This window comes from Collinsella sp. LCP19S3_D5 (assembly GCF_052121415.1).
Taxonomy (GTDB): Bacteria; Actinomycetota; Coriobacteriia; order Coriobacteriales; family Coriobacteriaceae; genus Collinsella.
Map to the genome: position 1 here is coordinate 25,406 of NZ_JBQKEH010000015.1, position 25,347 is coordinate 50,752.

The 25,347-nt window shown below is 55.9% G+C and carries 19 protein-coding genes and 1 riboswitch; of the genes, 4 read left to right on the forward strand and 15 right to left on the reverse strand.

What is annotated here, in order from left to right:
* Nucleotides 1-71 precede the first annotated feature (71 nt).
* The 4 genes from arcC to dpaL form a co-directional block, all read right to left on the reverse strand.
* Nucleotides 72-1,022 (reverse strand): carbamate kinase, encoded by a 951-nt coding sequence (arcC, locus tag ACTQXO_RS07140; RefSeq protein WP_441032353.1) that lies wholly within the window; start codon nucleotides 1,020-1,022, stop codon nucleotides 72-74.
* Nucleotides 1,023-1,036: 14 nt separating this feature from the next.
* Nucleotides 1,037-2,239: a knotted carbamoyltransferase YgeW gene (gene ygeW, locus ACTQXO_RS07145; RefSeq protein WP_441032356.1), complete on the reverse strand. Its 1,203-nt coding sequence runs from the start codon at nucleotides 2,237-2,239 to the stop codon at nucleotides 1,037-1,039.
* A gap of 201 nt (nucleotides 2,240-2,440) precedes the next feature.
* Nucleotides 2,441-3,826 (reverse strand): YgeY family selenium metabolism-linked hydrolase, encoded by a 1,386-nt coding sequence (locus tag ACTQXO_RS07150; protein WP_441032358.1) that lies wholly within the window; start codon nucleotides 3,824-3,826, stop codon nucleotides 2,441-2,443.
* A gap of 239 nt (nucleotides 3,827-4,065) precedes the next feature.
* Nucleotides 4,066-5,280 carry a diaminopropionate ammonia-lyase gene (gene dpaL, locus ACTQXO_RS07155; protein ID WP_441032361.1) on the reverse strand — a complete coding sequence of 405 codons (1,215 nt, stop codon included), beginning with the start codon at nucleotides 5,278-5,280 and terminating at the stop codon, nucleotides 4,066-4,068.
* A 277-nt stretch (nucleotides 5,281-5,557) separates the two neighbouring features.
* Between dpaL and ACTQXO_RS07160 the strand changes: the two genes are divergently transcribed.
* From ACTQXO_RS07160 to ACTQXO_RS07170, 3 genes are all read left to right on the forward strand, one after another.
* Complete coding sequence (locus ACTQXO_RS07160; protein WP_441032364.1) at nucleotides 5,558-6,211, forward strand: helix-turn-helix transcriptional regulator; 654 nt, start codon at nucleotides 5,558-5,560, stop codon at nucleotides 6,209-6,211.
* A gap of 121 nt (nucleotides 6,212-6,332) precedes the next feature.
* Entirely contained in the window at nucleotides 6,333-7,022 is a 690-nt protein-coding gene (locus tag ACTQXO_RS07165; RefSeq protein ID WP_441032367.1) for a hypothetical protein, read from the forward strand.
* Nucleotides 7,023-7,319: 297 nt separating this feature from the next.
* Nucleotides 7,320-7,410: riboswitch (SAM riboswitch) on the forward strand.
* A gap of 8 nt (nucleotides 7,411-7,418) precedes the next feature.
* Nucleotides 7,419-7,841 (forward strand): hypothetical protein, encoded by a 423-nt coding sequence (locus ACTQXO_RS07170; protein WP_441032370.1) that lies wholly within the window; start codon nucleotides 7,419-7,421, stop codon nucleotides 7,839-7,841.
* A gap of 67 nt (nucleotides 7,842-7,908) precedes the next feature.
* Here ACTQXO_RS07170 and ACTQXO_RS07175 read toward each other — a convergent pair whose 3' ends face one another.
* The 11 genes from ACTQXO_RS07175 to ACTQXO_RS07225 all read right to left on the reverse strand — a co-directional run bounded on the left by ACTQXO_RS07175 (nucleotide 7,909) and on the right by ACTQXO_RS07225 (nucleotide 24,601).
* Nucleotides 7,909-10,032: a DUF262 domain-containing protein gene (locus ACTQXO_RS07175; protein WP_427747856.1), complete on the reverse strand. Its 2,124-nt coding sequence runs from the start codon at nucleotides 10,030-10,032 to the stop codon at nucleotides 7,909-7,911.
* A gap of 45 nt (nucleotides 10,033-10,077) precedes the next feature.
* Nucleotides 10,078-10,767, reverse strand: coding sequence for a hypothetical protein (locus tag ACTQXO_RS07180; RefSeq protein ID WP_441032373.1), 690 nt, complete (start codon nucleotides 10,765-10,767; stop codon nucleotides 10,078-10,080).
* A 3-nt stretch (nucleotides 10,768-10,770) separates the two neighbouring features.
* Nucleotides 10,771-10,989, reverse strand: coding sequence for a hypothetical protein (locus tag ACTQXO_RS07185; protein WP_441032376.1), 219 nt, complete (start codon nucleotides 10,987-10,989; stop codon nucleotides 10,771-10,773).
* Nucleotides 10,986-14,075, reverse strand: a complete 3,090-nt coding sequence (locus ACTQXO_RS07190; protein WP_441032378.1) for a DEAD/DEAH box helicase family protein — start codon at nucleotides 14,073-14,075, stop codon at nucleotides 10,986-10,988. The genes ACTQXO_RS07185 and ACTQXO_RS07190 overlap by 4 nt, the downstream gene beginning before the upstream one ends.
* A 2-nt stretch (nucleotides 14,076-14,077) precedes the next feature.
* Nucleotides 14,078-15,592 (reverse strand): Eco57I restriction-modification methylase domain-containing protein, encoded by a 1,515-nt coding sequence (locus tag ACTQXO_RS07195; RefSeq protein ID WP_441032381.1) that lies wholly within the window; start codon nucleotides 15,590-15,592, stop codon nucleotides 14,078-14,080.
* Nucleotides 15,589-16,281 (reverse strand): SAM-dependent DNA methyltransferase, encoded by a 693-nt coding sequence (locus ACTQXO_RS07200; protein WP_441032384.1) that lies wholly within the window; start codon nucleotides 16,279-16,281, stop codon nucleotides 15,589-15,591. The genes ACTQXO_RS07195 and ACTQXO_RS07200 overlap by 4 nt, the downstream gene beginning before the upstream one ends.
* Before the next feature lie 349 nt (nucleotides 16,282-16,630).
* A complete protein-coding gene (locus ACTQXO_RS07205) occupies nucleotides 16,631-16,948 on the reverse strand; it encodes a hypothetical protein (RefSeq protein ID WP_441032387.1) in 318 nt (105 codons plus the stop codon).
* Nucleotides 16,945-19,494 carry a hypothetical protein gene (locus ACTQXO_RS07210; RefSeq protein ID WP_441032390.1) on the reverse strand — a complete coding sequence of 850 codons (2,550 nt, stop codon included), beginning with the start codon at nucleotides 19,492-19,494 and terminating at the stop codon, nucleotides 16,945-16,947. Before ACTQXO_RS07210 ends, ACTQXO_RS07205 begins: the two co-directional genes overlap by 4 nt.
* 716 nt (nucleotides 19,495-20,210) lie before the next feature.
* Entirely contained in the window at nucleotides 20,211-20,924 is a 714-nt protein-coding gene (locus ACTQXO_RS07215) for a CBS domain-containing protein (RefSeq protein ID WP_441032393.1), read from the reverse strand.
* A gap of 206 nt (nucleotides 20,925-21,130) precedes the next feature.
* Nucleotides 21,131-23,494, reverse strand: a complete 2,364-nt coding sequence (locus ACTQXO_RS07220) for a hypothetical protein (RefSeq protein WP_441032396.1) — start codon at nucleotides 23,492-23,494, stop codon at nucleotides 21,131-21,133.
* Between the two features lie 372 nt (nucleotides 23,495-23,866).
* A complete protein-coding gene (locus ACTQXO_RS07225; protein ID WP_441032399.1) occupies nucleotides 23,867-24,601 on the reverse strand; it encodes an exonuclease domain-containing protein in 735 nt (244 codons plus the stop codon).
* A 258-nt stretch (nucleotides 24,602-24,859) separates the two neighbouring features.
* Here ACTQXO_RS07225 and ACTQXO_RS07230 point away from each other — a divergent pair, with 258 nt between their 5' ends.
* Complete coding sequence (locus ACTQXO_RS07230; RefSeq protein WP_427717649.1) at nucleotides 24,860-24,985, forward strand: hypothetical protein; 126 nt, start codon at nucleotides 24,860-24,862, stop codon at nucleotides 24,983-24,985.
* Nucleotides 24,986-25,347 lie beyond the last annotated feature (362 nt).

Here is a 25,347-nt window from a genome sequence, read left to right on the forward strand (position 1 = left end):
TCGGCTCTCTGTAACACAAAGGAGGGCATCCCGCAGCGCAGGACACCCTCCTCTACATCAGTACGATATGCCTACTCGGCGTTGTCAGTAAACGTGGTACCGGTCTTGCCGGCAAGGCCATCGCGCGCCTTCTCGAGCAGCGTGATGAGCGCCGTGCGGCCCGGCTTGCTCTCGGCAAACGTCGAGGCGGCCTGAACCTTGGGCAGCATGGAGCCGCGACCGAACTCGTTGGCCTCGGACAGACGCTTAACGTCGGCAGCGGTCAGCGTGTCGAGCCACTGCTCGTGGTCGGTGCCAAAGCCAATGGCAACCTTCTCCACAGCCGTCAGGATGATCAGGGCATCGGCGTCGAGCTGCTCAGCGAGCTTCTCGGCCGCAAAGTCCTTATCGATGACGGCGGCAGCGCCCTTAAGGTGGTTGCCCTGGGACTTGGTGACGGGAATGCCGCCACCGCCGCAGGAGATCACCACATGGTTGGACTCGACGAGCGACTTGATGGTGTCGAGCTCGACGATGTTCACGGGCTTGGGCGAGGCAACCACGCGACGGAAGCCCTGCTTCTCGTCGTGGATGAACTGATAGCCGCGGTCGGCCTCCAGCTCCTTGGCCTCGGCCTCGCTCATCCACGGACCGATCGGCTTGACCGGGTCGGCAAAGGCCGGGTCGTCCGCCGCAACCTCGACCTGGGTGAGCACGGTGGCGACACCCTTGTCGATATTGCGGTCGAGCATTTCCTCGCGCAAGGCGTTTTGCAGGTCATAGCCAATGTAGCCCTGGCTCATGGCGCCGCAAACGGACAACGGGCAGGGAATGTACTTCTGAGGGTTAGAGCGCGTGAGCTCGGCCATCGCATTGGCGATCATGCCCACCTGGGGGCCGTTGCCATGTACGACGACGACCTCGTTGCCCTCCTCGATCAGGTCGACAATGGCCTTGGAAGTCGTCTTGACGGCCTCCATCTGTTCGGGAAGGTTGGCGCCGAGGGCGTTTCCGCCCAAGGCGACAACAATACGCTTAGCCATTTCTCAGCCCAGCTTTAGGCCTGGAACCAACGGGCGGTGTTTCGCTCGTCGAGGGCCTTGAGGGTGGCGGCGGGATCGGCAACCTTCTGCAGGAACATCATGGCAGCAATGGCATACGGCTTGTAGCTGGCCTCCTTGTACATGCCCACGCGGTGCATGTCGAAGACGTCGGCGTTGACCTCGCCGTGCTCGCAGGAGACACCGGAGATGTCGGCGGGCAGCGGGTGCATAAAGATGGTGTCCTGGCCGTTGGCAGTCTTCTCCATGAGCTCGGTCGTGGAGCACCAATCCTGGTGCGTGGCGTTCTGGGCAAGCAGCTCCTTCTCGAGCGCTGCGATGCCGGCGTCGTCGCCCTCGGCGTACAGGTTGGTGCGCTTCTCCATGGCGGCAAACGGAGCCCAGCTCTTGGGAATCACGATGTCGGCACCCTCGAAGGCCTCGGCCATGGTGTTGACCTGCTTAAAGGTGGTGCCGGACTCGGCGGCATAGCCGCGGGCGCGCTCGACGACCTCGGGCATGAGGTCGTAGCCCTCGGGGTGAGCCAGGGTGACGTCCATGCCAAAGCGGGGCAGCAGGCTGATCAGCGACTGCGGGCAGGACAGCGGCTTGCCGTAAGAGGGCGAATAGGCCCAAGTGACGGCAACCTTCTTGCCCTTGAGGTTCTCGAGACCGCCAAACTCGTTGATGAGGTAGAGCATGTCGGCAGAGGACTGCGTGGGGTGGTCAGAATCGGACTGCAGGGAGATGAGCGTGGGACGGTGATCCAGAACGCCGTCCTCGTAGGCCTGCTGCACGGACTCGGAGACCTCGGCCATGTAGGCGTCGCCCTTGCCGATGTACATGTCGTCGCGGATGCCGATGACATCGGCCATGAAGGAGATCATGGTAGCGGTCTCGCGGACGGTCTCGCCGTGGGCGATCTGGGACTTCTTCTCGTCAAGGTCCTGCAGCTCAAGGCCAAGCAGGTTGGCGGCCTTAGAGAAGGAGAAGCGTGTACGGGTGGAGTTGTCGCGGAACAGCGAGACAGCAAGACCGGAGTCGAAGATCTTAGACGAAACGTTGTTCTCACGCAGCTCGCGCAGGGCGTCGGCGACGATGTAGAGAGCCTTGAGCTCATCGGTGGTCTTGTCCCAGGTGTGCAGGAAGTCGCTGCCGTACATACCCTTAAAATCGAGGCCGTTCAGCTGCTCGACGAGCTCGGTAAACTTAGCGTCCATGTAAATATCCTTTCTAAAGGTGAAGCGATCGCAATGAGTAGATGTGCTCCGGCATGCGCGTGTGGCTAGAACATGCAGAGCACCATGACGAGGACCCGCCACCGTTGAGGAAGCATGGGAGATAACGACCGCGGGCCCCAAGTCAACAGGGGGTGCCGGGGACACGAGCGGCCCCCGGCTCAACAAAATCGAGGAATGGGACTAATCGATCTTGTTGTTGGTCAGACCGGCGCGGAACACGGTGGCGTCGCCATCGGCCTGGCTCGGATCGTAGAGGTTCAGGGCAGCAACGTACATGGCGGCAGCGGTGACCAGGTCGTCCTTGTAGGTGACCTCGTTGGGAGCGTGAGCCTGAGACTCGGCACCCGGGCCAAAGCCCACGCAGGGGATGCCGTAACGGCCCTGGATGGAGACGCAGTTCGTGGAGAAGGTCCACTTGTCGCACAGCGGGCGACCGGTGCGCTTGTCCATGCTGGGCTCGCAGCCGATACGCTCGTCACCAAACATGGCCTTGTGGGCGTCGACGAGGGCCTTGACGTGCGGAGCGGTCTCCTTGTTGATCCACGTGGGGAAATAAGCCTCGGTCTCGTAGACCTCGCCGGTCCAGGACGGACGGTCGTACATGTACATGGAGACCTTCACGTCGTCGCCGTACTTCTTGGCGGCCGGCAGGTTGCGGATCTCGTCCAGGCAGGACTCCCAGGTCTCACCGGCGGTCATGCGACGGTCGATGGAGATGGCGCAGGAGTCGGCCACGGCGCAGCGGCTGGGGCTGGTGTAGAAAATCTGGCTGACGGTGCAGGTGCCGCGGCCCAGGAAGCGAGCATCCTCGTAGTGCTCGGGGTTGTACTTGGGGTCGAGCATCTTGACGAGACCCTTGATGTCGGTCGACTCGTCGCAGCCGTTGTTGTTGAGGGCACGGACGTCGGCGATGATGTCGGCCATCTTGTAGATGGCGTTGTCGCCGCGGTCGGGAGCGGAGCCGTGACAGGAAGTGCCGTGAACGTCGACGCGGATCTCCATGCGGCCGCGGTGACCGCGATAGATGCCGCCGTCGGTGGGCTCGGTGGAAATGACGAACTCGGGCTTAATGCCGTCCTTGTTGTAGATGTACTGCCAGCACATGCCATCGCAGTCCTCTTCCTGGACGGTACCGACGACCATGATCTTATAGCCCTCGGGGATAAGGCCCATGTCCTTCATCATCTTGGCAGCGTAGGTAGCAGAAGCCATGCCACCCTCCTGGTCGGAGCCGCCGCGACCGTAGATGATCTCGTCGGTCTCGTAGCCCTCATAGGGATCGGCGTCCCAGTTCTCGATGTTGCCGATGCCGACGGTGTCGATGTGGGAGTCGATGGCGATGATCTTGTCGCCCTCGCCCATAAAGCCCATAACGTTGCCCAGGCCGTCGACCCTGACCTCGTCATAGCCGAGGTTCTCCATCTCGGCCTTGATGCAGGCGACAACCTCGCCCTCCTCGCAAGACTCAGAGGGATGGGAGATCATAGCGCGCAGGAAACGCGTCATATCAGCACGGTGGGACTCAGCAGCAGCCTTGATAGCGTCGAAATCGAGTTCTTTAGCCATAACAGTCAACCTTTCTACAAGGGTTTACCTACAGGTAGATATTTCAGATAGATCACTTGTGCCAAGCAGCGTGAGGTCGAGTACCCGGCAAGCAAGTCAACGAAGGGTGGCGGAGCATATGTTTGCTCCGTCGCGAGTTCCGCACGCAAAGGAAAGCACTTAATGTGCTTTCCGTCTTGCGCAGGACTGTTCGAGCAGCGGAGTAAACATATGCTCCGCCACCCGGACAGGTCGTCCTGCTAGCAGGTGGGGTACTCGCCCTCCCAGACGATGCGACGGTACTGATCCGGATCCGTGTCGCCCTCGGTGGAGAAGCAGAGCACGGAGCTCGTCTTGTCCAGGCCGATGAGCTCCTTGAGCTCGGCGTACTCGGGGTCGAGCATGATGGTCTCGACCAGGCCGGTGGTCACAGCGCCGGACTCGCCGGAGATAACGCGCGGGTCGCCCTTCTCGGGAGCGCCCAGGGTGCGCATGCCGCGAGCGGTAACCCAGTCGGGGCAGGACACGAAGGCGGTGGCGTGGTTGCGCAGGATATCCCAGCCCAGGATGTTGGGCTCGCCGCAGCACAGGCCGGCCATGATGGAGGGCATGTCGCCGTCCACGATGCGCGGGTCGCCGTCGCCGGCGGCAGCGCCCTTGTACAGGCAGGCGGCAGGCGCGCACTCGACCACGACGAATGTGGGCGGGTTATCGGGATACAGGTTGGTGAAGTAGCCCACCACGGCGCCGGCCAGCGAGCCTACGCCAGCCTGGACAAAGACGTGCGTCGGGCGGTTGATGGCCATCTCGCGCAGCTGCTCGGCAGCCTCGGAAGCCATGGTGCCGTAGCCCTCCATAATCCAGGACGGGATCTTCTCGTAGCCCTCCCAGGCGGTGTCCTGGACGATGACGCCGCGCTCGCAGGCGTCGGCCTCGGCGGCGGCCATGCGCACGCACTCGTCGTAGTTGACCTCTTCGATGGTCACCGTGGCGCCCTCGGCGGCGATGTTATCAAAGCGGGGCTTGGTGGAACCCTTGGGCATGTGCACAACAGCCTTCTGGCCCAACTTGTTGGCAGCCCAAGCCACGCCGCGGCCATGGTTGCCGTCGGTGGCGGTAAAGAAGGTGGCCTGGCCAAAGTCCTTGGCAAGCTGATCGGAGGTCAGGTAATCGAAAGTGCACTCGGCAACGTCCTTGCCGGTCTCGTCGGCAATGTAGTTGGCCATGGCAAACGAACCACCCAGGACCTTAAAAGCATTAAGGCCAAAGCGATAGCTCTCGTCCTTGACGCACAGATTGGACAGGCCCAGGCGCGCGGCCTGGCCGTCCAGGCGGGCAAGCGGAGTGACGGTGTACTGGGGGAACGACTGGTGGAAGGCGCGGGCCTTCTTCACGTGGTCGAGGCTCATGATTCCCATGTGCTTGTCATCGCTCTTGGGCATCGTGTTGCCCGCCCACTGGATCTTATCGGCCATACGGTGAACTCCTTAAGTCCTCTCTTGCCGGCCCCCGCATACGCGTTTCAGCCCATTCCCATTCATGCGACTGAACTTTTATGTGGATGCCAAACAAAAAGTTTGTTAGCAATGTTCTATCATACTTTTTGATTGGTAAACCTAACAAATTGTTTGTTGCCGTAATCGGTACCTTTTCCCCGACGAACGGTCACATAACGCAGCGGCACTTTCGTTATTTGCGAACAAGTGGGGTTTATGGCAAAGTGTGCCCAAACTAATTTTTAGGAAGGCACCCATGACCCCCGCACAGATTGAGTTTTTTAAGCGCCTTGCACACGGCCTGGCGCTCCAGTTTGGCCCTAACTGCGAAGTCGTCGTCCACGATCTGGAGACCGAGGACGTGGACCACTCCATCGTAGTGATCGAAAACGGCCATGTCAGCGGGCGCAAGCTGGGTGACGGTCCCAGCCATATTGTGTTTGAGTCCATGCACGAGGACACCACCGACGTGCACGACCGCGAGCCATACCTCACCAAAACCGCCGATGGCAAGCTGCTTAAGTCCTCGACCATCTTTATCCGCAACGACGAGGGCAAGCCTGTCGGCATTTTGGGCATTAACTTTGACATTACGCTCATGAAAGCTTTTGAGCGCTCGCTCGATGCCTTTACCGGCACCGACGGCACGGGCTACACCGAGCCCGAGCCCATTACCAAAACCATCGGCGACTTGCTCGAAGATCTGCTGCGCGAGTGCGAGCAATACGTGGGCAAGCCCGCAGCCCTTATGACCAAAGATGAGCGCATTCGCGCCATTGGCTACCTCGATCGTCGCGGTGCCTTCCTCATTTCCAAGTCGAGCGAGCGTGCCTGCGAGTTCTTTGGCATCTCTAAATACAGCTTCTATAGCTACCTCAACGAGGCAAAGGCTGCCGCCGGCGAAAAATAGTCAGCGCGCCTGCGCCCCTCCCCTTTTGGGCGTGAGTTCTGGAATGCACGAATCCAAGACTCGGCCGCAAGGCAAGTTCCATATAATCGAAGGACTAGACAGTTCGAAAGGATGGAACAAGATGGGGTCGAGCAACGCATCGCGCAACGGCCGTGGAGGCTTCGCTTCTGCCGCCAGGCATGCGAAACGCGCGTTTGACGAGGGCGAAGACGATCTGTTTGCGTTGAGCCTCGACGACGTGATGAGCGATCGCCCCTGGACAGCCGACGAGCCCATGAGCGGCAAAACCCATTCGGCAGGCGATCCTTCCGAGACGGCATCGTTTATCGCCGCGGCGCAGCATCTTGCGCCCGAACCGCCCGTTGCAGATCTCGACGACTATGCGACCCGTCAGTTTGCCTTCGATTCCTGGGCTGATGCCGATCTGGACGAAACATCTGCCGGCGCGCCGACGCTCGGCGAGCCGGTAAATCCGCTTGTCGCCGCGTCCGCTTCCGAATACGAGCCGGACGACCATGCGCAAGCTATACCCACATCCTCATACACCGATAGCCACACTGACAACGACGATTATTATGGCGACTACTACGCCGCAGAAGAGGCGCCGCGCTTTTTGGATTTCAATCCAGTGGCAAAGATTATCTTTATAGCGATTGTCGTGGTGCTACTTGGCGTCATTGCGTTTGAGGGATTTCAGCTGTTCCGCAGCCCCGTCGAGCCCGAAACGGCAACGCAGCAAAAAGAGGACGAGAGCAACGACTACCTCGACGTCAACAACCTCAAGGGCGACCCCAACGACGGGGACGAGTAGCGGGGGCTGAGGGCGGCTGAAGCGTCCATATGTAGCACCAGCTTCTACGTGCTGTTTTGTTATCCGGTTACACTTTTCCGAATGTTGAGACCGTCAGATTCGACACTTTTCCGTACTTTTGAGGTGCCGATTCCGACACTTTTCCGTTCTTTCTTACGGCTGATTTCGACACTTTTCCGAATGTTGGCCGAATAATTGCCGCGTAATCAAGCGCCGTCTGCACATCATTTCGCAGGCGCGCTTGATTTGTGTCCGCGCGCGCTGATACACTCCATCGTGCCCGCAAGGAGCGGGTGCGTTTTATCCAGAGTCGGGGTAGAGAGTTGGCTCCACGATCCCGACGCCAACCGGCCAAGAGGCACGGTGGCCCTGCCAACATCGATGAAAGGAGTCCGTATGGACAATTTCTCTGTGCGCAGTGAGCGCGACTTCCACAACCTGGCAGCTAAGCCAAAACGAATGCATCTTCTGGACAAGCCGAACGGCTATGCCTCGGCCATGGTCAAGAGCAGTCTCTCCCACCAGATGCGCTTTACGGTGCAGGTACTCGAGGAAGAGCTCTGTGCTGCCGGCGACCCTCACGTACTGCAGATCAAGCTGCTCGGAGACGACTCGCGCAAACCGTCTAGCTGGAAGCTCTTCGCCGACGGCATGTGCGTTGCGGACGGATCCGGCGCCTTTGCCCGCGAGTGCTTCTGCGAGGGAGCCGAGGTATTTTTGGACCTGTGCCGCGATGCCGTGCGCGCGGCCGAGCTGCGCCAGTGGAGCCAGAGGGAGTATGAGCTGCTGAGCGCGGCGCGCGGGATTGCGGGAGTGTAGACAGGCGGATGAGCCATCGATGATTTTGAGCTGGCAAGGGGCGGGAATTAGATTCCCGGCCTTCAACCTAGCACTGCTTTATGAGATCGAGCACCGCGGGGATATCGTCAGCGCTACGGAGTGCAACATAGGTCGGCATACCCGGCCCAAATCCGCCCTGCGTGCGTTTGTCCTGGCACATATCCTCCGGGTCAATCAGCTCGTCCACACTCTTTGCCAAGCCAACGGCAATCCAGCCGCCGTTGCTAGTCCTGCCTTCTAACACGGCATGCAGTTTTCGCTTGCCCGACCTGAAGCCTACATAGTACTTGGCTATATAGGACTCCCACGAAGGGTTACCACTCAGAACAGACTCGCACACCTCATCGAAAAGCTTCTGGTTGAGTCCGCCTTCAGCAAAAGTAGGGTGATTCTCCTGCAGAGTCCAGACAGGAGCCTCGTCGGACTCCCCGCGAGAGGGGCGATACTTATCGACGACATCTGCCGGAAGATCGGGGTACTTCCATATCTCGCACGCCTCCTTCGCCAGCTCGTCCGCACGCTGCCTAATCTCCTCCTCGCCCCATTTTTCATGCGAGGCAATCGACTTGTTCAGGTGAAGCGGACTGCACTTAAGCCCCACGCCAGGAAGATTGAGCTTGTCCGAAAACGACCGGTTTGAGTACTCCTGGTTGTAACCCGTCAGCGTTAGATTTCCCAAGTTGTTGCACAGCCTGTCGTGGATGTCTTCCCAGTTCTCGCCAAGCGATTCCTTCCAGCCGTGCACATCATCGATCGTCTGAGGCATGACATGCTCGATTTGGTAATTGTCAGCCGAGATGGGCTCCTTCGGGTGGTGCCAGTTCTCCATGCGTTCCAGGTAATAGCGCTTTTTGGAGAAGCGGTTATAGCAGTCACGCGTCTTAAACTCCTCGACAAAATGCTCGTCCGTCGGGAAGTACGCAGTCATGCCACTGCCATGGATAAGGAGCATCGCCGTAACGTACTCCTCTATATCGTCCTGCTGCTCGAGATTGCGATACATGCCGGCAAAGAAATTATTTAGGCCCGTGGTAAGTCTGCCGCAAACCGCTCGCCTGAACAGAAACGACTCGATAGTCTCGCAGATACGTAAAAACGCATTGCGGCTTAGCCCATTCCCCTCGTAAACCGAGTAAAGCAACATTAAGAGGGGCCTTATCTGCTTCACGTCGAGGCTTACGATTCTGCCGAACACTCGGCGCAGTCCGTCGTCCTTCTCCTTACCAAGGAACAGGCTGGCGTATCTATGTGCATACCCGCGCAGCTCCTTAAGCAGGCCCTCGGTGTCACCATCGTAGTCGTCGGTGAAATAGCGCTTAAACTCGTAGTAGGCCTCGTCCTCCTTCGGCATCCTATTGGGAACTTTAAGCCACAGCCAGTACCAGATAAATGCATTGAACTCGTCCTCGCCGCCTTTTCCGAACAAGTGCTCGAGTGGATGCCAGTAACCCTCGTAAAGCTTGGTCTGTTCGTCGTTGGGAAGCGACATTAGAACGTAGTTACGGATGAGGTCAATGGGCGTGAGCGGCTTGCCCTTGGAGTTCATGGACTCAAATATGAGCTGGGCATTATCAACGCCAGCGGTGAGCTTAGTGTCGATGACCTGTACACGGTTTAGCCCTGCCCAAAGCCTTGCAGGGTCAAATGATTTTCCGCGCATCTTTTCGCGGAAGAACGCATGATTCTCGACAATGCGATCCGATTTTTCATCTGGCACGGGAGACCCAGAAACGATGGAGAACAGTGTCTCTTTGTCGTCCTGCGAGAGCACCAGCTTGTAGCGCGCCAGACCGTTGTAGTCATCATCGTTAAAGAGATAGTTCTTCCGAAGCGCTGAGATCTTGAGGTCGCCAAGGAAGCCGGCCTTGTCGGGGTTGTTCTCCAAATAGTCAGCCAAAGCTGCAATCATCAACGAAAACGTCGTCATGCGCTGTTGACCGTCAATTAGAAGCACGCGCGAAATGCTCGTGGCAGAACTCTCGGACTCGGGGATATAGAGCATCGACCCCACGAAGTGCGATACGCCATCACGACCCGCTCGCATGACGTCATCCCAAAGCACCTCGCACTCTTTTACACTCCACGAGTAAACTCGCTGGTACACGGGAATGACGAACTGCATCTTCGCCACGCCCATAAGGTCGAGTAGATTTGCCTCGGTTGCTTTCATTTGCGGTTGTCCCCTCTTCCCATACTCCTCATTCTGAAGAAAGCCTCACCCGATTGGAGCTCGAAAATCAACGATTCCCCAAGTTAGGCAATCCCTCTTTCCGTTCTCCCTATCGAGCTCAGGATACTCGCTCAAAAACGCCGCAACGCCCTTCTCCATGCGCGCAAGCAGAGCAGTTAAGTTGATGCTGATCTTTATGCGGCAGTCGTCCTCAACCCCATCGGACCCTGGTGAGCTGGTGACACCATATCCGATGACCAGTTGACTATCGTTGTTGAAGACCTGTATGCCGATCGAATGGAACGGCGAGTATTTTGCTCCCGCGCCGTCAACGACCGAAGATCCGGTATGGAGCACAGCGTTTCGCAGCTGGCAGAAATCGGATGCGGTGAAGTTGTCTTCCCGCATGAGCACGTTCATCGTTCGCTCGATATGGTCTCGACTTTGCTTGCGAGATCTGTCAATGTCGTCAACCACAGGGGTGCTAGGAAACCCGAGATACCTCATGCACCAATTTCGCTGTCCATCTCTATTGCTAGAGTCAATCAGGTTCGAACAAACATCTGGAATGGTGACAAGAACTGTAAGGCATGAGATTAGCAGCCCGGCATCGAACGCCATACGAGCCTCTCCGATGAGATTTCTCGGCGAGCGCTCAATGGTTCGCGGGGCGCCCTGCGGCGCGCCCGCTTCGTTTTCGGTATCAGGAAGCAACAGGTCAAGCTCCGGGCTCATCGGCTAACCCTCGATCTCTATGCTCTCGCCGCCACCGTTCGGAACCAGCTTCACAGAGTAATCGAGCTGCGCCGCCGTTTGGCACAAGGTCTCAACCTTCATGGTCTTCGACTTCAGGCGCTGGTCTAGCGCCTGCGGGGTGAGACCGAGGTCGATGGCAAGGGAGCGTTGGGAGCGGCCCCGCTCCTCAAGTATCGACTTAATGGCGTCTGCGGATCTCATAGCTGCAACATCCCTTGGTAGAAGGTTGACGGGAACATAAATTCGCGATCTTTCTTCTTTTTATCGTTGTCGAAGCGCACGGCGATTCTGTCGCTGCCGATTGAGACGACCTCTCCGTAGCCAAAGCTCTTATGGAAGACCTGGGTTCCCTCCTCGATCTTGGAAAGGTCCTCTTCGGTGATGGCCGGCTCTTCTGGTTCCGATGCCTTGGGCTCGGTCTTCTTCGGATAACCGGAGAGCCACCAGCCGGCCTTAAAGCCCGTTGCCTTGCCGCCCTCCAGCTTGTAGGTGAACTGTGCGCCAGTTGCGGCAAGCTCGCTCATGACGGCGTCGAGCTCCCCGCCGCCGATTGCCCAAAGGCTTCCGCCCTTGGGGCGGCGATCGGTGATGCGAACGTTGCGGGACTCGAGAAGGTCGACGACCCAGTCCTTTTTGACGGGCATCTCTCCGAGGTGCGTCACGTTCGCCGTCGACCTTGGCGCAGCCGATGTAGACGGTTTGGCCGAAGGCCTTAGCGTGGGAACAGGAGACGAAACTGCCGCCTTATCATCGTTACCCAGAGCGGAGCCGTCGGGAGCCACCATCGACTCCTGCTGCTTCGCGTAGAGGTAGTCGTAATTGGACAGGGACGTATCGTAAAGGCCGACCTTCTCGCCCTCATGCTTGTTGATGCCGGTATAGACAAGGCTCGCATCCTCATAGCGACGGAACTTGTAGACAGCATCGTTCATGAGGGCGGAATTGAACACGCCGAGCGAAACGAGCAAGTTGAAATCCGAGACGTCAAGACCGGTGACCTTCTTAAAAAGCCCCGGCTCCAACTGAGTGATGACGTCGTAGAGGGTCTCCTCGCGATAATCGGTGAGGTACATGAAGACCGGGATGCGCGTGGCAAACTTGATCAGTTTCTCCTGTATCTCCTTGCGCTTGGACTTGAACTCCTTCTCCTCCTCAGTGAGCTGCTTCTTCTCCTTTTGGGTTAGGTTGTCGCCCTTCTCCTTCTTGACCTTCTTGACGGCTTCAGACTTGTTGATGATGGTCTTGATGTCGTCGTTGAGGCTGCGGAAGCCCTCGATGCTCATGAGGGCGTTGATTGCCTCGTCGTTGGCGAGCAGGCGTCGAAGCGTGTCGTTGTCGACGTTGACGAGCAGCGCCGACTCCCAGCGCTTGGCGAGAAGCGTCGCGGAGGTCCCTGCCATGGCGATGTCGAGGATCTCGGAGGCGTCAATCTCCTTCATGCGGCTGCCGTCGTAGGCGAGCACGGGAAGGAAGCGGATGAAGTCGCCGACCTTCTGCTCGGGGCCCTTCTTTTCTGTGGAGAGCTGCGTGGAGTAGTCGGACACCATGGTGAGGGCGCGGTCGAGCGCGAAGTCGAACACGTAGCACTCGTTCTTGACGATCTGCATGTTCCCGTCGTCGTCTTTGACCGTCCAGGGCGACTGCACGCGAAACGCCGTCTGGAAGTAAGTCTCGGCACTCTTCACGTTGGAGAGCATGAATACGCCGGTCCAGGGCTTCACCGTGACGCCCGTGGTGAGCTTGCCGCAGGACAGCGTGATGGACTTCGACTCAAGTGGGTCGCGCATCGACTTCTGCACGGGCGGCAGGGCGGCAAGGCCGATGCCCGCGCCCGAGCCTGCGCACACGTTGATGTGGTAATCATGGAAGAAGGTGTTCTGGCGCTCCATGAGCAGGTTCTTCATGGCGAAGCACGATGCGACGTTGGGCAGGAACCACAGAGTATGGCCGAGCACGGAAAGCAGTCGCACGTCGGAAAACGGCATGGCCGGCTTCTCCCCGAGCTTGAGCTCGTCAACCGTGGTAGGCATGTGCTGGCCGCGCATGAGATCCAACCACATCTGAACATAGCTCTTGAACTTAAACTGCGCAGCATCGCCTTCGCCTTCAGCGGAGAAGAAAACGTTAAGGTCGAACTGGTTGGTATCGGTGTTGAGCGCAATGCGCTTAATGTCCTCCGGCATCTGGTAGGTGAGCATGACCATGCGAGGGAGCGACGCATAGGGGTTGGGGCCTTGGGAAGGCTTCCAGGCGGCTTTCGCGGCCTGTTCGTCCGAGTAGGTCCAGTTGAAGATCTGCTCCTCGATGAACTCGCCCGAGTTGAGGGCGCGGAACGGCGTGCCCGACAGGAACAGGAAGTACTTGGTGACGATCGGCAGCCAGGTCTCGTCCTGTTCGTTGCCGGTGACCTTGACATCCTCGTGGATGGACTTCTCGTCGTCCTCGCCAATCGAGGCGAAGAGCTTGCGCGCGGAGTCTCGCCACGCGCCGAAGTGGTACTCGTCGAAGATGACGAGGTCCCAGTCGGTTAGACGCACCCATTCGTGGCGGGCCTTGATGTTGCCGTTGGAGTCGAGGCCGAGGTAGTCCTGAAACGAGCCGAAACAGACGATGGGACGGGATGGGTCGCAATCCTCGTATTGCTGGCCCTCGCGGCACACGAACTGCCAGCCCTCAAAATCGACATGGCGATTGAGGTCTTCCTCCCACGCGCTCTGGACAGCAGGCTTGAACGTGAGCACGAGCACGCGGCTCATGCCCATGGACTTGGCGAGTTCGTAGGAGGCGAATGTCTTGCCGAAGCGCATCTTTGCGTTCCATAGGAACTTGGGCGTACGTTTAGAACCCTCGGCGTTGACCGACTCGAAATACTCGCGAGTGCGCCGCACGGCTTCTGCCTGCTCTGGGCGCATCTTGAAGTTCTGGTCACGCTCCTCGACGTTCTCGGTACGGTCGCGTACGGCGACCCATGCAGTGCGCACATCATCTGGCGTGCAGCGGAACCACTCGCCACCCATCCCCTCGTGGCCATGTCTTTCAAGCCAGTGGTGCAACGGGTGGTCAAGGAACACCGTGCCATCATCGCGAACTGCCGACTCTGCGAAAACGATGTTGTAGGGTCGCTCCTCGGGTTGAATCACCGGAAATTGCTCACGCACACGCACTTCGACGTCGCGCGTGGTGTAGCCAACCTTGAGGAGCCCATTATGGTTGGGATTGGTGTCCTTATAGGCGTAGATCGACGGATGAGAATCCGGGCGTTGTGGAAAGAAGTCTTCTCCGTACATGACTATTCACCGTCCACCTGGCCGTGAGGTTTGATTTTTCTCTCTATCTCTTCGATTTCTTTTTCGGTCAGCTCGAACTGCCTGTATAGACCCATATCGGTCGGCTCCTCCGTCAGGTCAATATCTGGAACGAACATGAAACAGCCTTTGGAGATATTCTGCGTTGGCGTTGCCTGCCAAATGAGATAACGAACGAATTTCGTCTTGATATATCGCAAAAGGTTGTCAGCAGTACGCTTATCTTTAACGCTATCCACGACTAGATAAGTCTCACTACTTACAGTTTTAGGAGGCAATTCCTCGATAACGGTTAGCATTTTGCGCTGGCCATTTCTATCCGATTGTCCAGCATGCTCTGCGGCCGCTTTAGAAACAATTACCTTCCACTCATTAATCATCTCTTTGCCACTTGAAACATCAGAGGAATTGATGGTTGTCATGCCACCACGATAACGAAGTTTCAAATCCCCATTCGGGCACTCTTTTCCGGCGCCAATGGAATACGGATTACGTGCTCTCACGATTGAGTCGTAAAACGCATGCGACTTCGCTCGTACTTTTCTGATAATGCCAACAGCAACTTCCGAGGGAATAAAGACTGGAAACTCATCAAGCTGACGAATTGACGTCTCTTCTTCGTTGTTTTCTATAAGCGTGGTCTCACATAGGCCGTTATATTGACGTTCCCAGAGAAAGTAAGTGACGCCACCGGCAATGTCTACTCCCTGGAAGCAATCACGCGAGTCGGAATATGTCACCATTTTTTTCATGCGCCTATCAGCAAGCATGTTCGCCCTAAAGTTATCAAGACCTTTTCCACCTGATTGCCATTTCGCTGGAACAATCATCGCAAGATAACGAGGATTAAGCTTCTCTGCCTGCTCTATGAACTTTTGATAAATGGGCATAGCGCTACTACCATTCCCGCCGCCATCGTTCATCTGATAGGGGGGATTACCTATCACAACATCAAATTTCATCGGAAGTAGCTCCTTGGGTGATTCAGCGTGTATGAATTCGTAGGCATAGGTTTCAAGTTCATCCGAGCGATCATATACAGCCTTGGGAACGCCGCAAAACTTGCACTTCCCCAAATACCAATCATGCTCGCATCGCTTGAAGCGGATGTTGCCCTCGGCACTGTCGAATTCGACAACCGAATATTTGCTGTTCGGATACTTTGAGCAATAGACGCTTCGACGAGAGAGCAGACTTGTGAGTTCGGTAATCGCAACACCGTGGAGCTGCTTCTTGAAGATGTGCTCTAGGCGCTCATCCAGGTCGGGGAACTCGTCCTCGAGGCCCTTGATGAGACGCTTCGCTATCTCGCGCAGGAAGACACCCGACTTACACGCCGGATCGAGGAACGTCGCATTCGGGTCGCTCCAAATCTCTTTCGGCAGCATGTCAAGCATCTGATTCGCAACCTCGGGCGGGGTGAAGACCTCGTCATTCGATAGGTTGGCAAGGCAACTGAGGACGTCTGGGTTGTACGTCTTGTCATAGAGCTCGCTCATGCGGCAGCTCCTATCTGATAGATGTCCATAAGGGGAAACTCGCGGATGGGCAGCGGAATGTACGCTTGCAACTCTTCGTCGAACTCCCACTCCGAGGTATTGCTGCCCGAAAGGCCAAAGAGGCTCATCTGCTGGCGTTGGCCCTCGAGCAGCTCGTCAAGGCGGAAATCTCGGCGCTTGACCTTGCCTCCCATGGCAAGCGTCCACTCAGAAAAGATGATGGGCTCGTCAGTGTCGTTCTGCTCGGCGTCGACCATTTTCATGGACAGGGCGTTTCCGCACAGGATGTTCCTGTCGACAACAGTGCGGATGGCGTCAAGAAACGCAACATTGATTCGGTTTTTGCAGACCTTGGCGTATTCCGTCGAGAAGAGCTCGAAAAGACGTTTCCGGCAGGCAGCAGCGTTGTCGGCAAGCAGTTCTACGCCGTAGAGGCTCGACACGGCAAGAAACGCATTGCGCTCGTAGTCGGGCGCCGACTTGCCGTAGTTCTTTTTGACAACTGAAAGCTTGCGGCGCAATACCTCGGCCAGAAAGTTTCCGTCTCCGCAGGCGGGCTCGAGGAAGCGACTCTCGATCCGCTCGCACTCGGAAGCCACCATGTCGAGCATGGCGTTGACCTCGCGCTCGTTGGTGAAGACCTCACCGTGATCCATGACTCGATCTCGGGATTTAATTTGCTTGGCCATAGATGCTCCTATTGCATACGAATACAATCGGTATTTAGCATATATCAATGTGCAACTTGATACAAGGCCTAGCTTGATTTAACGAACCGCAGGGTGAGGGGCATACGACTTATGCTGCTAAAATTATCATGTTGGATTTTGCACGCAGGCTACGTCACCGTCGCTCTACGTTAGTCACGATTAGTCGAACTTGTCAAAAATGCCCCACTCGTTCTCTATGGTTTTGCTGACTTCGACAGCTGGACTCTCGGCGTGGCGCAAGCGACGGCTCCCAGCAGTGGCGCAATGCATGCTTTAGGAAATAAACGTTTAGAAAACAGCGCCCTGAGAGCCGATAGACGGTCGATTACTATTCCCCAGCTAATCGATTCAATAGTTCCTTGATTTCTTCTTTTCTTTTCGAAAAGGGTTTTGCCGACACGTCTAGAATCATCGATTCGCGCTTTTTGACGAAAGTCTTTAAAAAACTACCGTAGCGTTCAAGCGTCTCCTTCGATTCATCGGATGCATCCGGATCGATTTCAAACGCCTTCGAGTCAATGGATATAGCCGGATCAGGAGACGTTAGCCAAAGAAGCAGTTCCGTGTAGTCCTCAGGGGAAGACAAGTCATACGTATGAACATTTGCATTGATGATGATATTGCCGTTTTCGCCCATGGTAATCATCGTGCGTCTCCTATCTGGAAGTTGTATTTGTTGAAGCGCATCTTTAGATACAGTTCGCCACCATCAAGAACCGTCGCGACCTCCTGCTTTATAGCATCCTCGCTTAATGTTCCTTTCAAATAGTTAATCTCGCCGCTTTCGTTTTTGCAGACGATTATTTCGCGTGCATCGCCATTTACCACAACAGGGGCTGAATGGCTCGCAACGAACAACTGAACATCAAGCTTAAGGGCCTTGAGCCGTTCGACCAAAAAATCACCTATCGTTTTTACGTCAAGGTTGTCTTCGGGTTGGTCGAGAACGACATAAAGGGGTGCGTCTTCAGCAATAGTGTCATTCAAGAACAGGTGAAGAAGAGCGTGTGCCCTCATGCCTGGAGACATGCTTTTAATTGATTCCCCATCGAGCGCGATGTCGACATTGAAATCTTTACTGGCGCTCAACTCCTTTTCCAAGACGTCATAGTATTTCGAAATGTAGTCTTTTGCGTCGTTCGATCTGTTTGAAGGCTTCACTTTGCCCCTGTTGAAGACATCCGCAACGGTGCTTGATTCCGAACAGCACAGGACCGCCCTTGCCAAGCCGTCCAAATGAACGCATGTCTTCCCCTTGATTAGCCCGTCAGCGTGGTCGCAATAAGACATGGCGTTCTTATCTTGAAAGCCGAGAGAGATGGTTATTGTTTTTTCTGCGGAATGCACCTCTCTACTCGGAATCGGAGAGAGCTCTTCAAGCCGCGATTTCGAAATTTGATCATCCAAGTCAACTAGAGCTAAACGCAATTCCAGCAAGTCCTCGAAGAAGCCTGTTGCTTTTTTCTCATGCGATATGTAGTCATTTTTTTGATCAGAGTTATCTCGCGCATTGAGCTGTTCCAGTAATGCCGAAAACTCACTTACGAGTTGCATACGGAGCTCAAACCAACTGTCATCGCAACCTTCGAGCACGTTTACCAACAGTCCAGCTTTTGTTTTTAGTGCCAGGAGATCGCTCCTCAATAAAGCGACCTGGTTTGCAATTGTCTTGAATAGCACCTCATCTTCCGGAAAAGCGGTAGATAGCTCAATTTTTGAAAGAAGTTCCTCTTGATCCCCGAGGTCTTTATTAAATTGGGAAAGAGCGCCCTTTGCTTCTGTAAGCTGCGCCCTGCTGCCTTTGCCGATCGCGGGAGCAGAAGGCAGCACTATTCCAGAAGGCTCGGGGCTATTGAGATAGTCGATGCTAACCGTGCCACTGGGGTATTTCTTTATAAAGGCAAGAAGAAGGTCCCTTTGCATGGCCAGCATTGTGTTTGTGCACGTGGCTGCCTTACCGGATAGCCTCTCTGATTCTTTTTTGTCAGGCTCAATCTCTTTTCCAAGGAGCTCGATATCGGAAAAGCTCTTATCCTCAAAGATCTTTTCAAGAGCACCCTGAGCAAGATAGATGCTTTCAGGAGGCGTCTGCGTTGGTATGCCACCTACTTTCGTGTAGCGAATACTTGCCTTATCAATAAAGCCTTCGTAGTCGGTCAAGTCATGTCCATCAAGGATATGAGCAAGCAGGCTTTTTCCGCTTCCTCGTGAGCCCACAATGCCGTTGTATCCCGGAGCAAATTGAAGAGAAATATTGCGTTTGCCGTTGGCCGCGTTCGAATCAACGACGTCGAACGAAATTGACTCGAGGAAGTTCCGGCTGTTAGTTTGCGGTAGTTCACAATACTGATCAGATGTACGCAGACGGCTATCGGGATCGCTTATAGCAAGCAAAAGCGAGTCTAAGTCACCATCGAAGTCAATCCATGTAAACTTACTACCTATATCCTCAAGTTTTAGTGCATCGCTGAAAAGAAGGGAGGAGACGGTTGTTCCCAAATGCTTGGCAATACTAAGCGAAATGCTCTTACGGCTCTTTTCACCGCCTTCGACCGCCATGGCATGGCTGTAGTAGAACAAGCGGTCTTTATACCCATCGTTTTTAGCGTCAAAGCTGCCGTCTGATTTCCTGCTGGGCAGATAATCAGATAAGTTCCTCGAACCTTTGTTCTCGTGAGGAATGAAATAGTGTTTTATATGGCCTATGGAACGCTGCAGGTCTTCAAGAAAAATGAATCTACCCTGGGTTTTTTCAGAATACTGTTTGCGCGTGATAGACCCCTTGCTTAGCTCCTCTAGGGCGCTTTTCAGGTCAGCAGCGTCTTTAGAAAAAAGGCTATCGACGGCATCTGAAAGACTGCAAGCATCTTTCAGATCGCAAATAACAAGAGCATGGAAGTATTTATCGGCGACAGTAAGACCGCAGTTCTCAATCGTTGTTTGCCCGAGCGCGATATTCAACTCAACGCCGGCAAACATAGTTTTATTCAGGTCTTTAAGCTCTTGCGACAGCTCGAGCAAAAGAGGCACGTCAATGCTGTTGTGGTCGGTGACAGCTACGACATCCAAGTCACTATCAAGAAGGGCTTTAAGGAAATTGGATTTTGAGTAACTCCGGCTATAACATGACGAAGAGTGCACATGAAGATCGCATTTTTTGAATGTGTTTTCACGCAAACGGTCTCTAGCCATGGGTGCCCCTGTTCCTATGCGGTTCAAAAAATACCTAAACGACGCGATTATCTCATAGTCTTAAAAACATAAGGAAAAACATCGTTCAAAGCCTCCTTACCGCAGGTTGAAATCATATCGAGAGGGGGCTATTGCTTCATTTGAGACTACAGAAAAGGCGTTGAGACGAAAACGCAGGAAGTACGAATGGCGATCCGTCGATCAACTCGTTATCCGGTTTGCGGTGATTATTCTCCTAGCTCGACGCTTATTTGCCTCTTCGCGTCCAAAATGCAAGCCCAGGTAGGCCGTCTTCCTTCAAGTGGATACCATTTATCCGGGTGCACCTGGGGCAACGGGCCGGCAGGCCCGCACAAGGTCGCTCGCAGAACACGCAACAGCAAACACGACAGAAAAGGCGAACGACAGATGCCGGGGCCCGAATGACAGCACCGTGGAGAACGATCATTCCGGGTACAGTCAAATACATTTCGCTCCAAAGAAAGCACCCGAATGCCCCCCTGCGTCTTCGACTTGAGCTAAGGGCATAGTTCACAAAATCGGCCCTGGCATTGCATCGAGCGGCCGCCCACATCGCGCATCGCTATGCCACGCCTCGTCTGCTCCAGCCGCCCTCAGCATCGACATGGTCCTCGGCATCGATGAGTTTGGCCCAAACACGTCTCACTGAAACCTCTGAAATCGTACAGAACTCATACGCGTACCTGTTACGACCGCTACAGATAAGCCGCAACATCCCAAGCAGTGATAATCCCAAGAACCTTCTCGCTGGGCTTACCACTATGCGTGATGAACACCATGCCAATGCGATCAGCACGGCGCATCGCCACCGTGAACATCTCCGCAACCTCTGCGAGCGTTATCGTACGTGGCACGAACCTAAACGATTCAGAGACATGAGCGTCCACTGGGAGCAGCTCGGCAAGCGAAGAGAATGTCGTCTCGTCGTCAATGCAGACAATCTCTTCACCGTATAGGTAGGAGAGCAGCGTGTTCTCGCTGAACACACCGCGAACGATGCCATCCTCCAAGATAGGTACGTGGGTGTAGCATTTTTCCGCCATCTCGCGCAGGACGGGTCTCACGCAGTCCTCCGCAGTTGCCGAAAACACATTCTGCATGGACACGGCGTGGTCGATTGCCTTGGGAGGATTCTCGACCGCCGCAAGCGTATTGCGCAGGAGTGTTAGCATCGAGTCGCTCGGCTCGACGGCGTAATCGCCATCGACTCTCTCCTGGTGCGAGAGCAGGTTGCGAACTTCTGCGCAATATTTGAGAGCCCCGGCAACGTTCTTGAATGCCCTGCCGGGGTTTCTGCCAAGCCAAGCCACAGGACCGTGTTTTTCCGGCACGTCATAATGCTCACGAATACACCCCTCGAGCTTTCTATAGAGATCAAGGAACTCGCTCGCATTGTCACTTTTGCCCATGCCAAAACCTCCTGCAAAAATAGCTTCGGAACGCATTCGCACAGCTAAACAAGCGCAATTATACGTGTGATATCAAACGCCCTGCGCTCGGCCTCGACAAGCGGCATCGAACGCAGGCTTACCGGCATGGGCGCCCGCATTAAAACCAAAATGAGCCCCGGTGACTTGAATCAGCGATCATCCAGGCTCATCAATATGCAATGTACTTATTCATCACTTGTTGCCGGCAAGCTGTTGAGCGGCTCACTCCCACCGTCGGCACCAAGGCGCTTCTGCATCTTCTCAATCCGCTTAAGGGTTGAAGTCAAATACCCAAGACCCTTCCTCAACTGCTTAAGCAACCTGCTATCCCCGCGATCCCCTTTTCCATTCTCCTTCTCGACATCTTCCTCAACACCAGCGATGCTGCGCTGCACGGCCTCGGCCGCTTTCCGCACCAAAATAGCCCCTTCATGCGGGCAGCGGTCAGTAGCCACATCAAGAAAAGCAAGGAGCCTCGAACATTCGACGAGCACGAACTGCGCGTAGTTCTCCCCCATCGATGCCGCCAAGGCAACGCCGCCGGAACCCAATAGACCAAGCGCGGCGCCGCCGCCCGTAATCAAAGCAGTGCCACCGGCCATGCCCATGCCGCCAGTGGCCAAGGCTCCGCCGCCAGCTGCAGCAAGGCTCGCATTGACAAGCGCAGCCCCGTGAAGGCCGACAAACGAGCCTCCGAAGATACCGACAGCAATATCCGGAGCGAGTACCGCGGCCGCCCCTCCTGCGCCTACGGCCGCCGCCACGACAATGACGCCGCCCACCAATAGCTTTGGCAATGTACCTGAAAGCTCGCGGAAGCGTGTCCCGCAACGTTTCTCTAGGGAACGTACGGCGTCCAAATCAACTGCGTCTTGTCTCCTGGGAAATTCATCTTTAACCCAAGACCCACTCTCCTTCAAACCTTTGTATTCCTTCTTCTCTTCATCTCCCAACTGCGAATAGGGACAAAACTCGACTAACTCCTGCGCAACCAGCAAGGCGCGTACCTTACCGCCTCGCTGCCGTGAAATAGCCTCAAGGGCTCCGTACGCGTCCTCCTCGCTCAAAAAGTAGCCGTCTGCATCAATGCCTAGGCCATCCGCGACCGAATCCTGCCACGCGCGGGCCCAGCTCCTCTTTTGCCCTTTGCGCACTTCGTTCTTCTCGTTCCTGTAGTCGTAGTTGATGGCGACAAGCTCCAGCGAGAAGGCAATCCTCGTCGTTTCTCTATCTAGGCTATAAAAGTGGAATCCATCGAAGATATCCTGGCGGCGCCTGGCGCGCTCAGCCCAGGCCTCGGAAATTTCCTCCGCCATATAGCCCCAGTCAGCATGGAGGGCAAACGCAAGGCGTCCAACTCCGGCGTAGTTTATTCGCATGAAGAGCTTCTGGGCGAAAACGACCTTGTTCCCCTCGCATTCGATACCCGCCCTAACTGCTGCCGTCGCCAGATTTGCCAGAACGAACGAAGTGCTCGAAACCGTGACCATACGAGTGAGGGCTCTGCTGTTGTAGGGCATAAAATGCGAAGCCTTGAGTTTGTTCAAGCCGGAGACCTTGCTCACTTCACAACGCTCTAGCTCGGCCTTGAGCCTTGAAAGCATGTAGAGACAACGAACGATAACCTCGTTGGCCACGACTGCTGGCACCTGGCTTAAGGCCTGATCGAGAAGACCGACTTCCGTCCGAAGGTCGAAACGAATGGGCTTGCCGTCCTCGGTTTTGAACGCCGTTCCGTTAAACAGCTTTGAGATCCATTGCTGAATGCGAATATCCTCGCCCTTATAGGCAATCTGCATGTCTTGAAAAACAGGCAGGGAGGAGAGCTCCTTTAGCAGGGACAGCACAACGCCGGGAATACCCGTCCCCTTACCGGGGTTTGAACTAGACCCCGCCATGTCGCTCACGAGATGCATCGCCCAGAACAGAGTGCCAAACGCGATCTTCTCTGGAACGTTCCTGCCTATAAGAGGGCAGTCGGGATCGAAGGCGGCGGCAGACAGGTCAAAGGCGACAAACCGGCCGGCCGTATCGGCACCATAGCCTTTGCACGTGAATTGCGAGAGGATCGAACACGCAAGGCCAACCAAGCTCGGGTGGTGCGAGAAGTCCCGCAGATGATGTTGGAGCCCGCCGCCAAACTCGGCAGTCAGTTTGTCCGCGGCAAGAGGATACTCTTTCTCTAGAAAGCGAATAGCGTCTTCTAGAGTTGCATCCGCCTTTGTCATACCCGCAGACTTGGCAATCGTAAGAACGAATTTGCCAACCTTCTCGTCGCCCCACTCTTTGGCACCCTCTAGGTTGAAGTCTTTCTGCCACAGGATATTCAACGCGCCCGTGAGGAGCCCGCTAACGGCTGCAAGTTCATAGTCGAGCTTCGTAGCCTTTTCAGCCCGAGGGTCAAAATCAAAGAGGACCTCCTCCCCATCGGGAGCGTCCTTAAAACCAACCAGCAAGGCGCTACCGTTCAACGGCACAGATGTAACTTTGGGCAGTTGAGGCATGGTGTAAACTATCTTGCCGCCACTAAAAACAAGTTCGTCTGCCATACCGGCTTCCTCCTGCAAACGCGTAATATTAGATTGCTCTACGCCGCCAAATCCCTCTCGTAGAAGTATTCGAAAATCTCGGTGATGCAGTTGCTCAGAACCTCGTCGGGATAGTTCGCCTCTGGCAGCCTGTACGCCTCATTGTGCACGATAACACGCACAGCGTCACGGGTCTCTGCCTGTCCGTCCAGCGAATCATGTCAGCAAGCCGCTCTTCGATAATGGATGCAATCTCGATGTCCACGCTCTTGACCTGCTTAGTTCCAGCGAGTGTCAGCGCGTCCTTGACTAGGATCCCAAACGCAGTCATCTGCTGCTGATCCTAGAATCCTTCGCGCAACCATTCCGTCCGCTTGTCGCCAAATGAGCCCCCTACCTCCCCTCCGCCTTCAGCTTCAGCAGCAGGTCGCCCAGCTCGGGGCACTTGCTAGAAAGGCACGTCTTGGCTCGCTCGCCCATCCCCCACCGTTGGCGGACTTCCTTGGCGCGCGGGCTCACGTGGTAGTCCCCGTCCATCACCTGCTTGAGCAGCTTGGCGGTCACGCGTGCATCGGCCAGGGCGCTGTGGGCGTGACCCGTCGACTCGTCGAACTCGATGCCAAACCACATTGCCGCGTCACCCAACGAGACGCGCCCGTGGCTGCCCACGTCCATAATCGAGGTGTAAAACGCCTGCAGGTCGGCCCAGTCCGTAGGAAATGCGGAAAGGTCGATGTGCTTTGCCTGGCACTCGGTCAAAAGCTGTCGACGGTCCGTCCCGCTCCAGCAAACCACCTGGGCGGAGTAGCGACCGATCCAATCACCGAGCCTTTTGATCACTATGTAGAGCGGATCGGCCATCGCGGTGTCCACGGCCGATATCCCTGTGAGCTCGCGGACGGGATACGCAACGCCTTCGGTTAATTCTGTCTGCACAAACTGCGAGAACTCGCCCATAACGTTACCGTGGTAATCGAGCTTGACGGCGCCGACCTCGATAATCTCATTGCGCAGCCCACGGCGCTGGCGCTGCTTTGGCACCGGCGCAAACTCAAAGTCCAGCACGATCTGGCGCGCAAAGTTCGTCGTATCGATAGCCGAGATACCCGGCGTCTTTTCAGCTGACACGGTTATGGCCTCTCTCCGTTGCCTGCCGCTTGCTATATAGGCGGCTACATTGCCGTAAGGATAGGCGCTCGTGCGGACATGAAAGCGCCCAGCGCGGCCACCCGGCACCCTTGCGTAAAGCTGCGTTTTGAGATGGTCAGATCGCTGTTATTATCGAACATATATTCGTATTTATGGCTGCAGTTTGATAGACTGGTTATTGTTGACGGCAGTTCCATGTGCCGGGCAGCGCCCTCCATGCGACGGGAGGTGATGCCCATGACCGATCTGATTGATTTCGTGAAGCTCCTGACCTCTTTGGTCTCGCTCCTCACGGCGCTTATCGGACTTACCGAGGCACTCAAGCAGCGTACGAAGCAAAAGAAGAGGGGTCGACGCCGTTAAGGCATTGACCCCTTGAACTAAGTAACGGCGCTGCCCAGCTATCACCCTTGGGCTGCCGTCGACTTTATTCTACCCACGGTTGCCAGGTTTAACAAATGAATTTTCAGTAATGGAGCCTCGGGGCCCGCTCGCTCAACCACCTGGCCATCGGGTTAGCCGGATTCTGGGACATGCCTTCCGTCCCAGGCCTCTACCGGAAAAAGCGTCCCACCCTGAGGCTCGATTCCGGGACACGGTTTCCGTTTGAAGCCCGGGACTGCGGACGATTTCTTGGACCGTTACGCGGCCCTTCCCAGCGCGGCGCGGAACTCGGCCGGCGTGCGGCCGCCGAGCGCATCGCTGCGCCTCTCCGTATTGTATCG

Excerpts from the sequence above, each read along its gene's own strand:
- arcC (WP_441032353.1), bottom strand. The coding sequence starts at position 1,022 with ATGGCTAAGCGTATTGTTGTCGCCTTGGGCGGAAACGCCCTCGGCGCC.
- ygeW (WP_441032356.1), bottom strand. The coding sequence starts at position 2,239 with ATGGACGCTAAGTTTACCGAGCTCGTCGAGCAGCTGAACGGCCTCGAT.
- ACTQXO_RS07150 (WP_441032358.1), bottom strand. The coding sequence starts at position 3,826 with ATGGCTAAAGAACTCGATTTCGACGCTATCAAGGCTGCTGCTGAGTCC.
- dpaL (WP_441032361.1), bottom strand. The coding sequence starts at position 5,280 with ATGGCCGATAAGATCCAGTGGGCGGGCAACACGATGCCCAAGAGCGAT.
- ACTQXO_RS07160 (WP_441032364.1), top strand. The coding sequence starts at position 5,558 with ATGACCCCCGCACAGATTGAGTTTTTTAAGCGCCTTGCACACGGCCTG.
- ACTQXO_RS07165 (WP_441032367.1), top strand. The coding sequence starts at position 6,333 with ATGGGGTCGAGCAACGCATCGCGCAACGGCCGTGGAGGCTTCGCTTCT.
- ACTQXO_RS07170 (WP_441032370.1), top strand. The coding sequence starts at position 7,419 with ATGGACAATTTCTCTGTGCGCAGTGAGCGCGACTTCCACAACCTGGCA.
- ACTQXO_RS07175 (WP_427747856.1), bottom strand. The coding sequence starts at position 10,032 with ATGAAAGCAACCGAGGCAAATCTACTCGACCTTATGGGCGTGGCGAAG.
- ACTQXO_RS07180 (WP_441032373.1), bottom strand. The coding sequence starts at position 10,767 with ATGAGCCCGGAGCTTGACCTGTTGCTTCCTGATACCGAAAACGAAGCG.
- ACTQXO_RS07185 (WP_441032376.1), bottom strand. The coding sequence starts at position 10,989 with ATGAGATCCGCAGACGCCATTAAGTCGATACTTGAGGAGCGGGGCCGC.
- ACTQXO_RS07190 (WP_441032378.1), bottom strand. The coding sequence starts at position 14,075 with ATGTACGGAGAAGACTTCTTTCCACAACGCCCGGATTCTCATCCGTCG.
- ACTQXO_RS07195 (WP_441032381.1), bottom strand. The coding sequence starts at position 15,592 with ATGAGCGAGCTCTATGACAAGACGTACAACCCAGACGTCCTCAGTTGC.
- ACTQXO_RS07200 (WP_441032384.1), bottom strand. The coding sequence starts at position 16,281 with ATGGCCAAGCAAATTAAATCCCGAGATCGAGTCATGGATCACGGTGAG.
- ACTQXO_RS07205 (WP_441032387.1), bottom strand. The coding sequence starts at position 16,948 with ATGATTACCATGGGCGAAAACGGCAATATCATCATCAATGCAAATGTT.
- ACTQXO_RS07210 (WP_441032390.1), bottom strand. The coding sequence starts at position 19,494 with ATGGCTAGAGACCGTTTGCGTGAAAACACATTCAAAAAATGCGATCTT.
- ACTQXO_RS07215 (WP_441032393.1), bottom strand. The coding sequence starts at position 20,924 with ATGGGCAAAAGTGACAATGCGAGCGAGTTCCTTGATCTCTATAGAAAG.
- ACTQXO_RS07220 (WP_441032396.1), bottom strand. The coding sequence starts at position 23,494 with ATGGCAGACGAACTTGTTTTTAGTGGCGGCAAGATAGTTTACACCATG.
- ACTQXO_RS07230 (WP_427717649.1), top strand. The coding sequence starts at position 24,860 with ATGACCGATCTGATTGATTTCGTGAAGCTCCTGACCTCTTTGGTCTCG.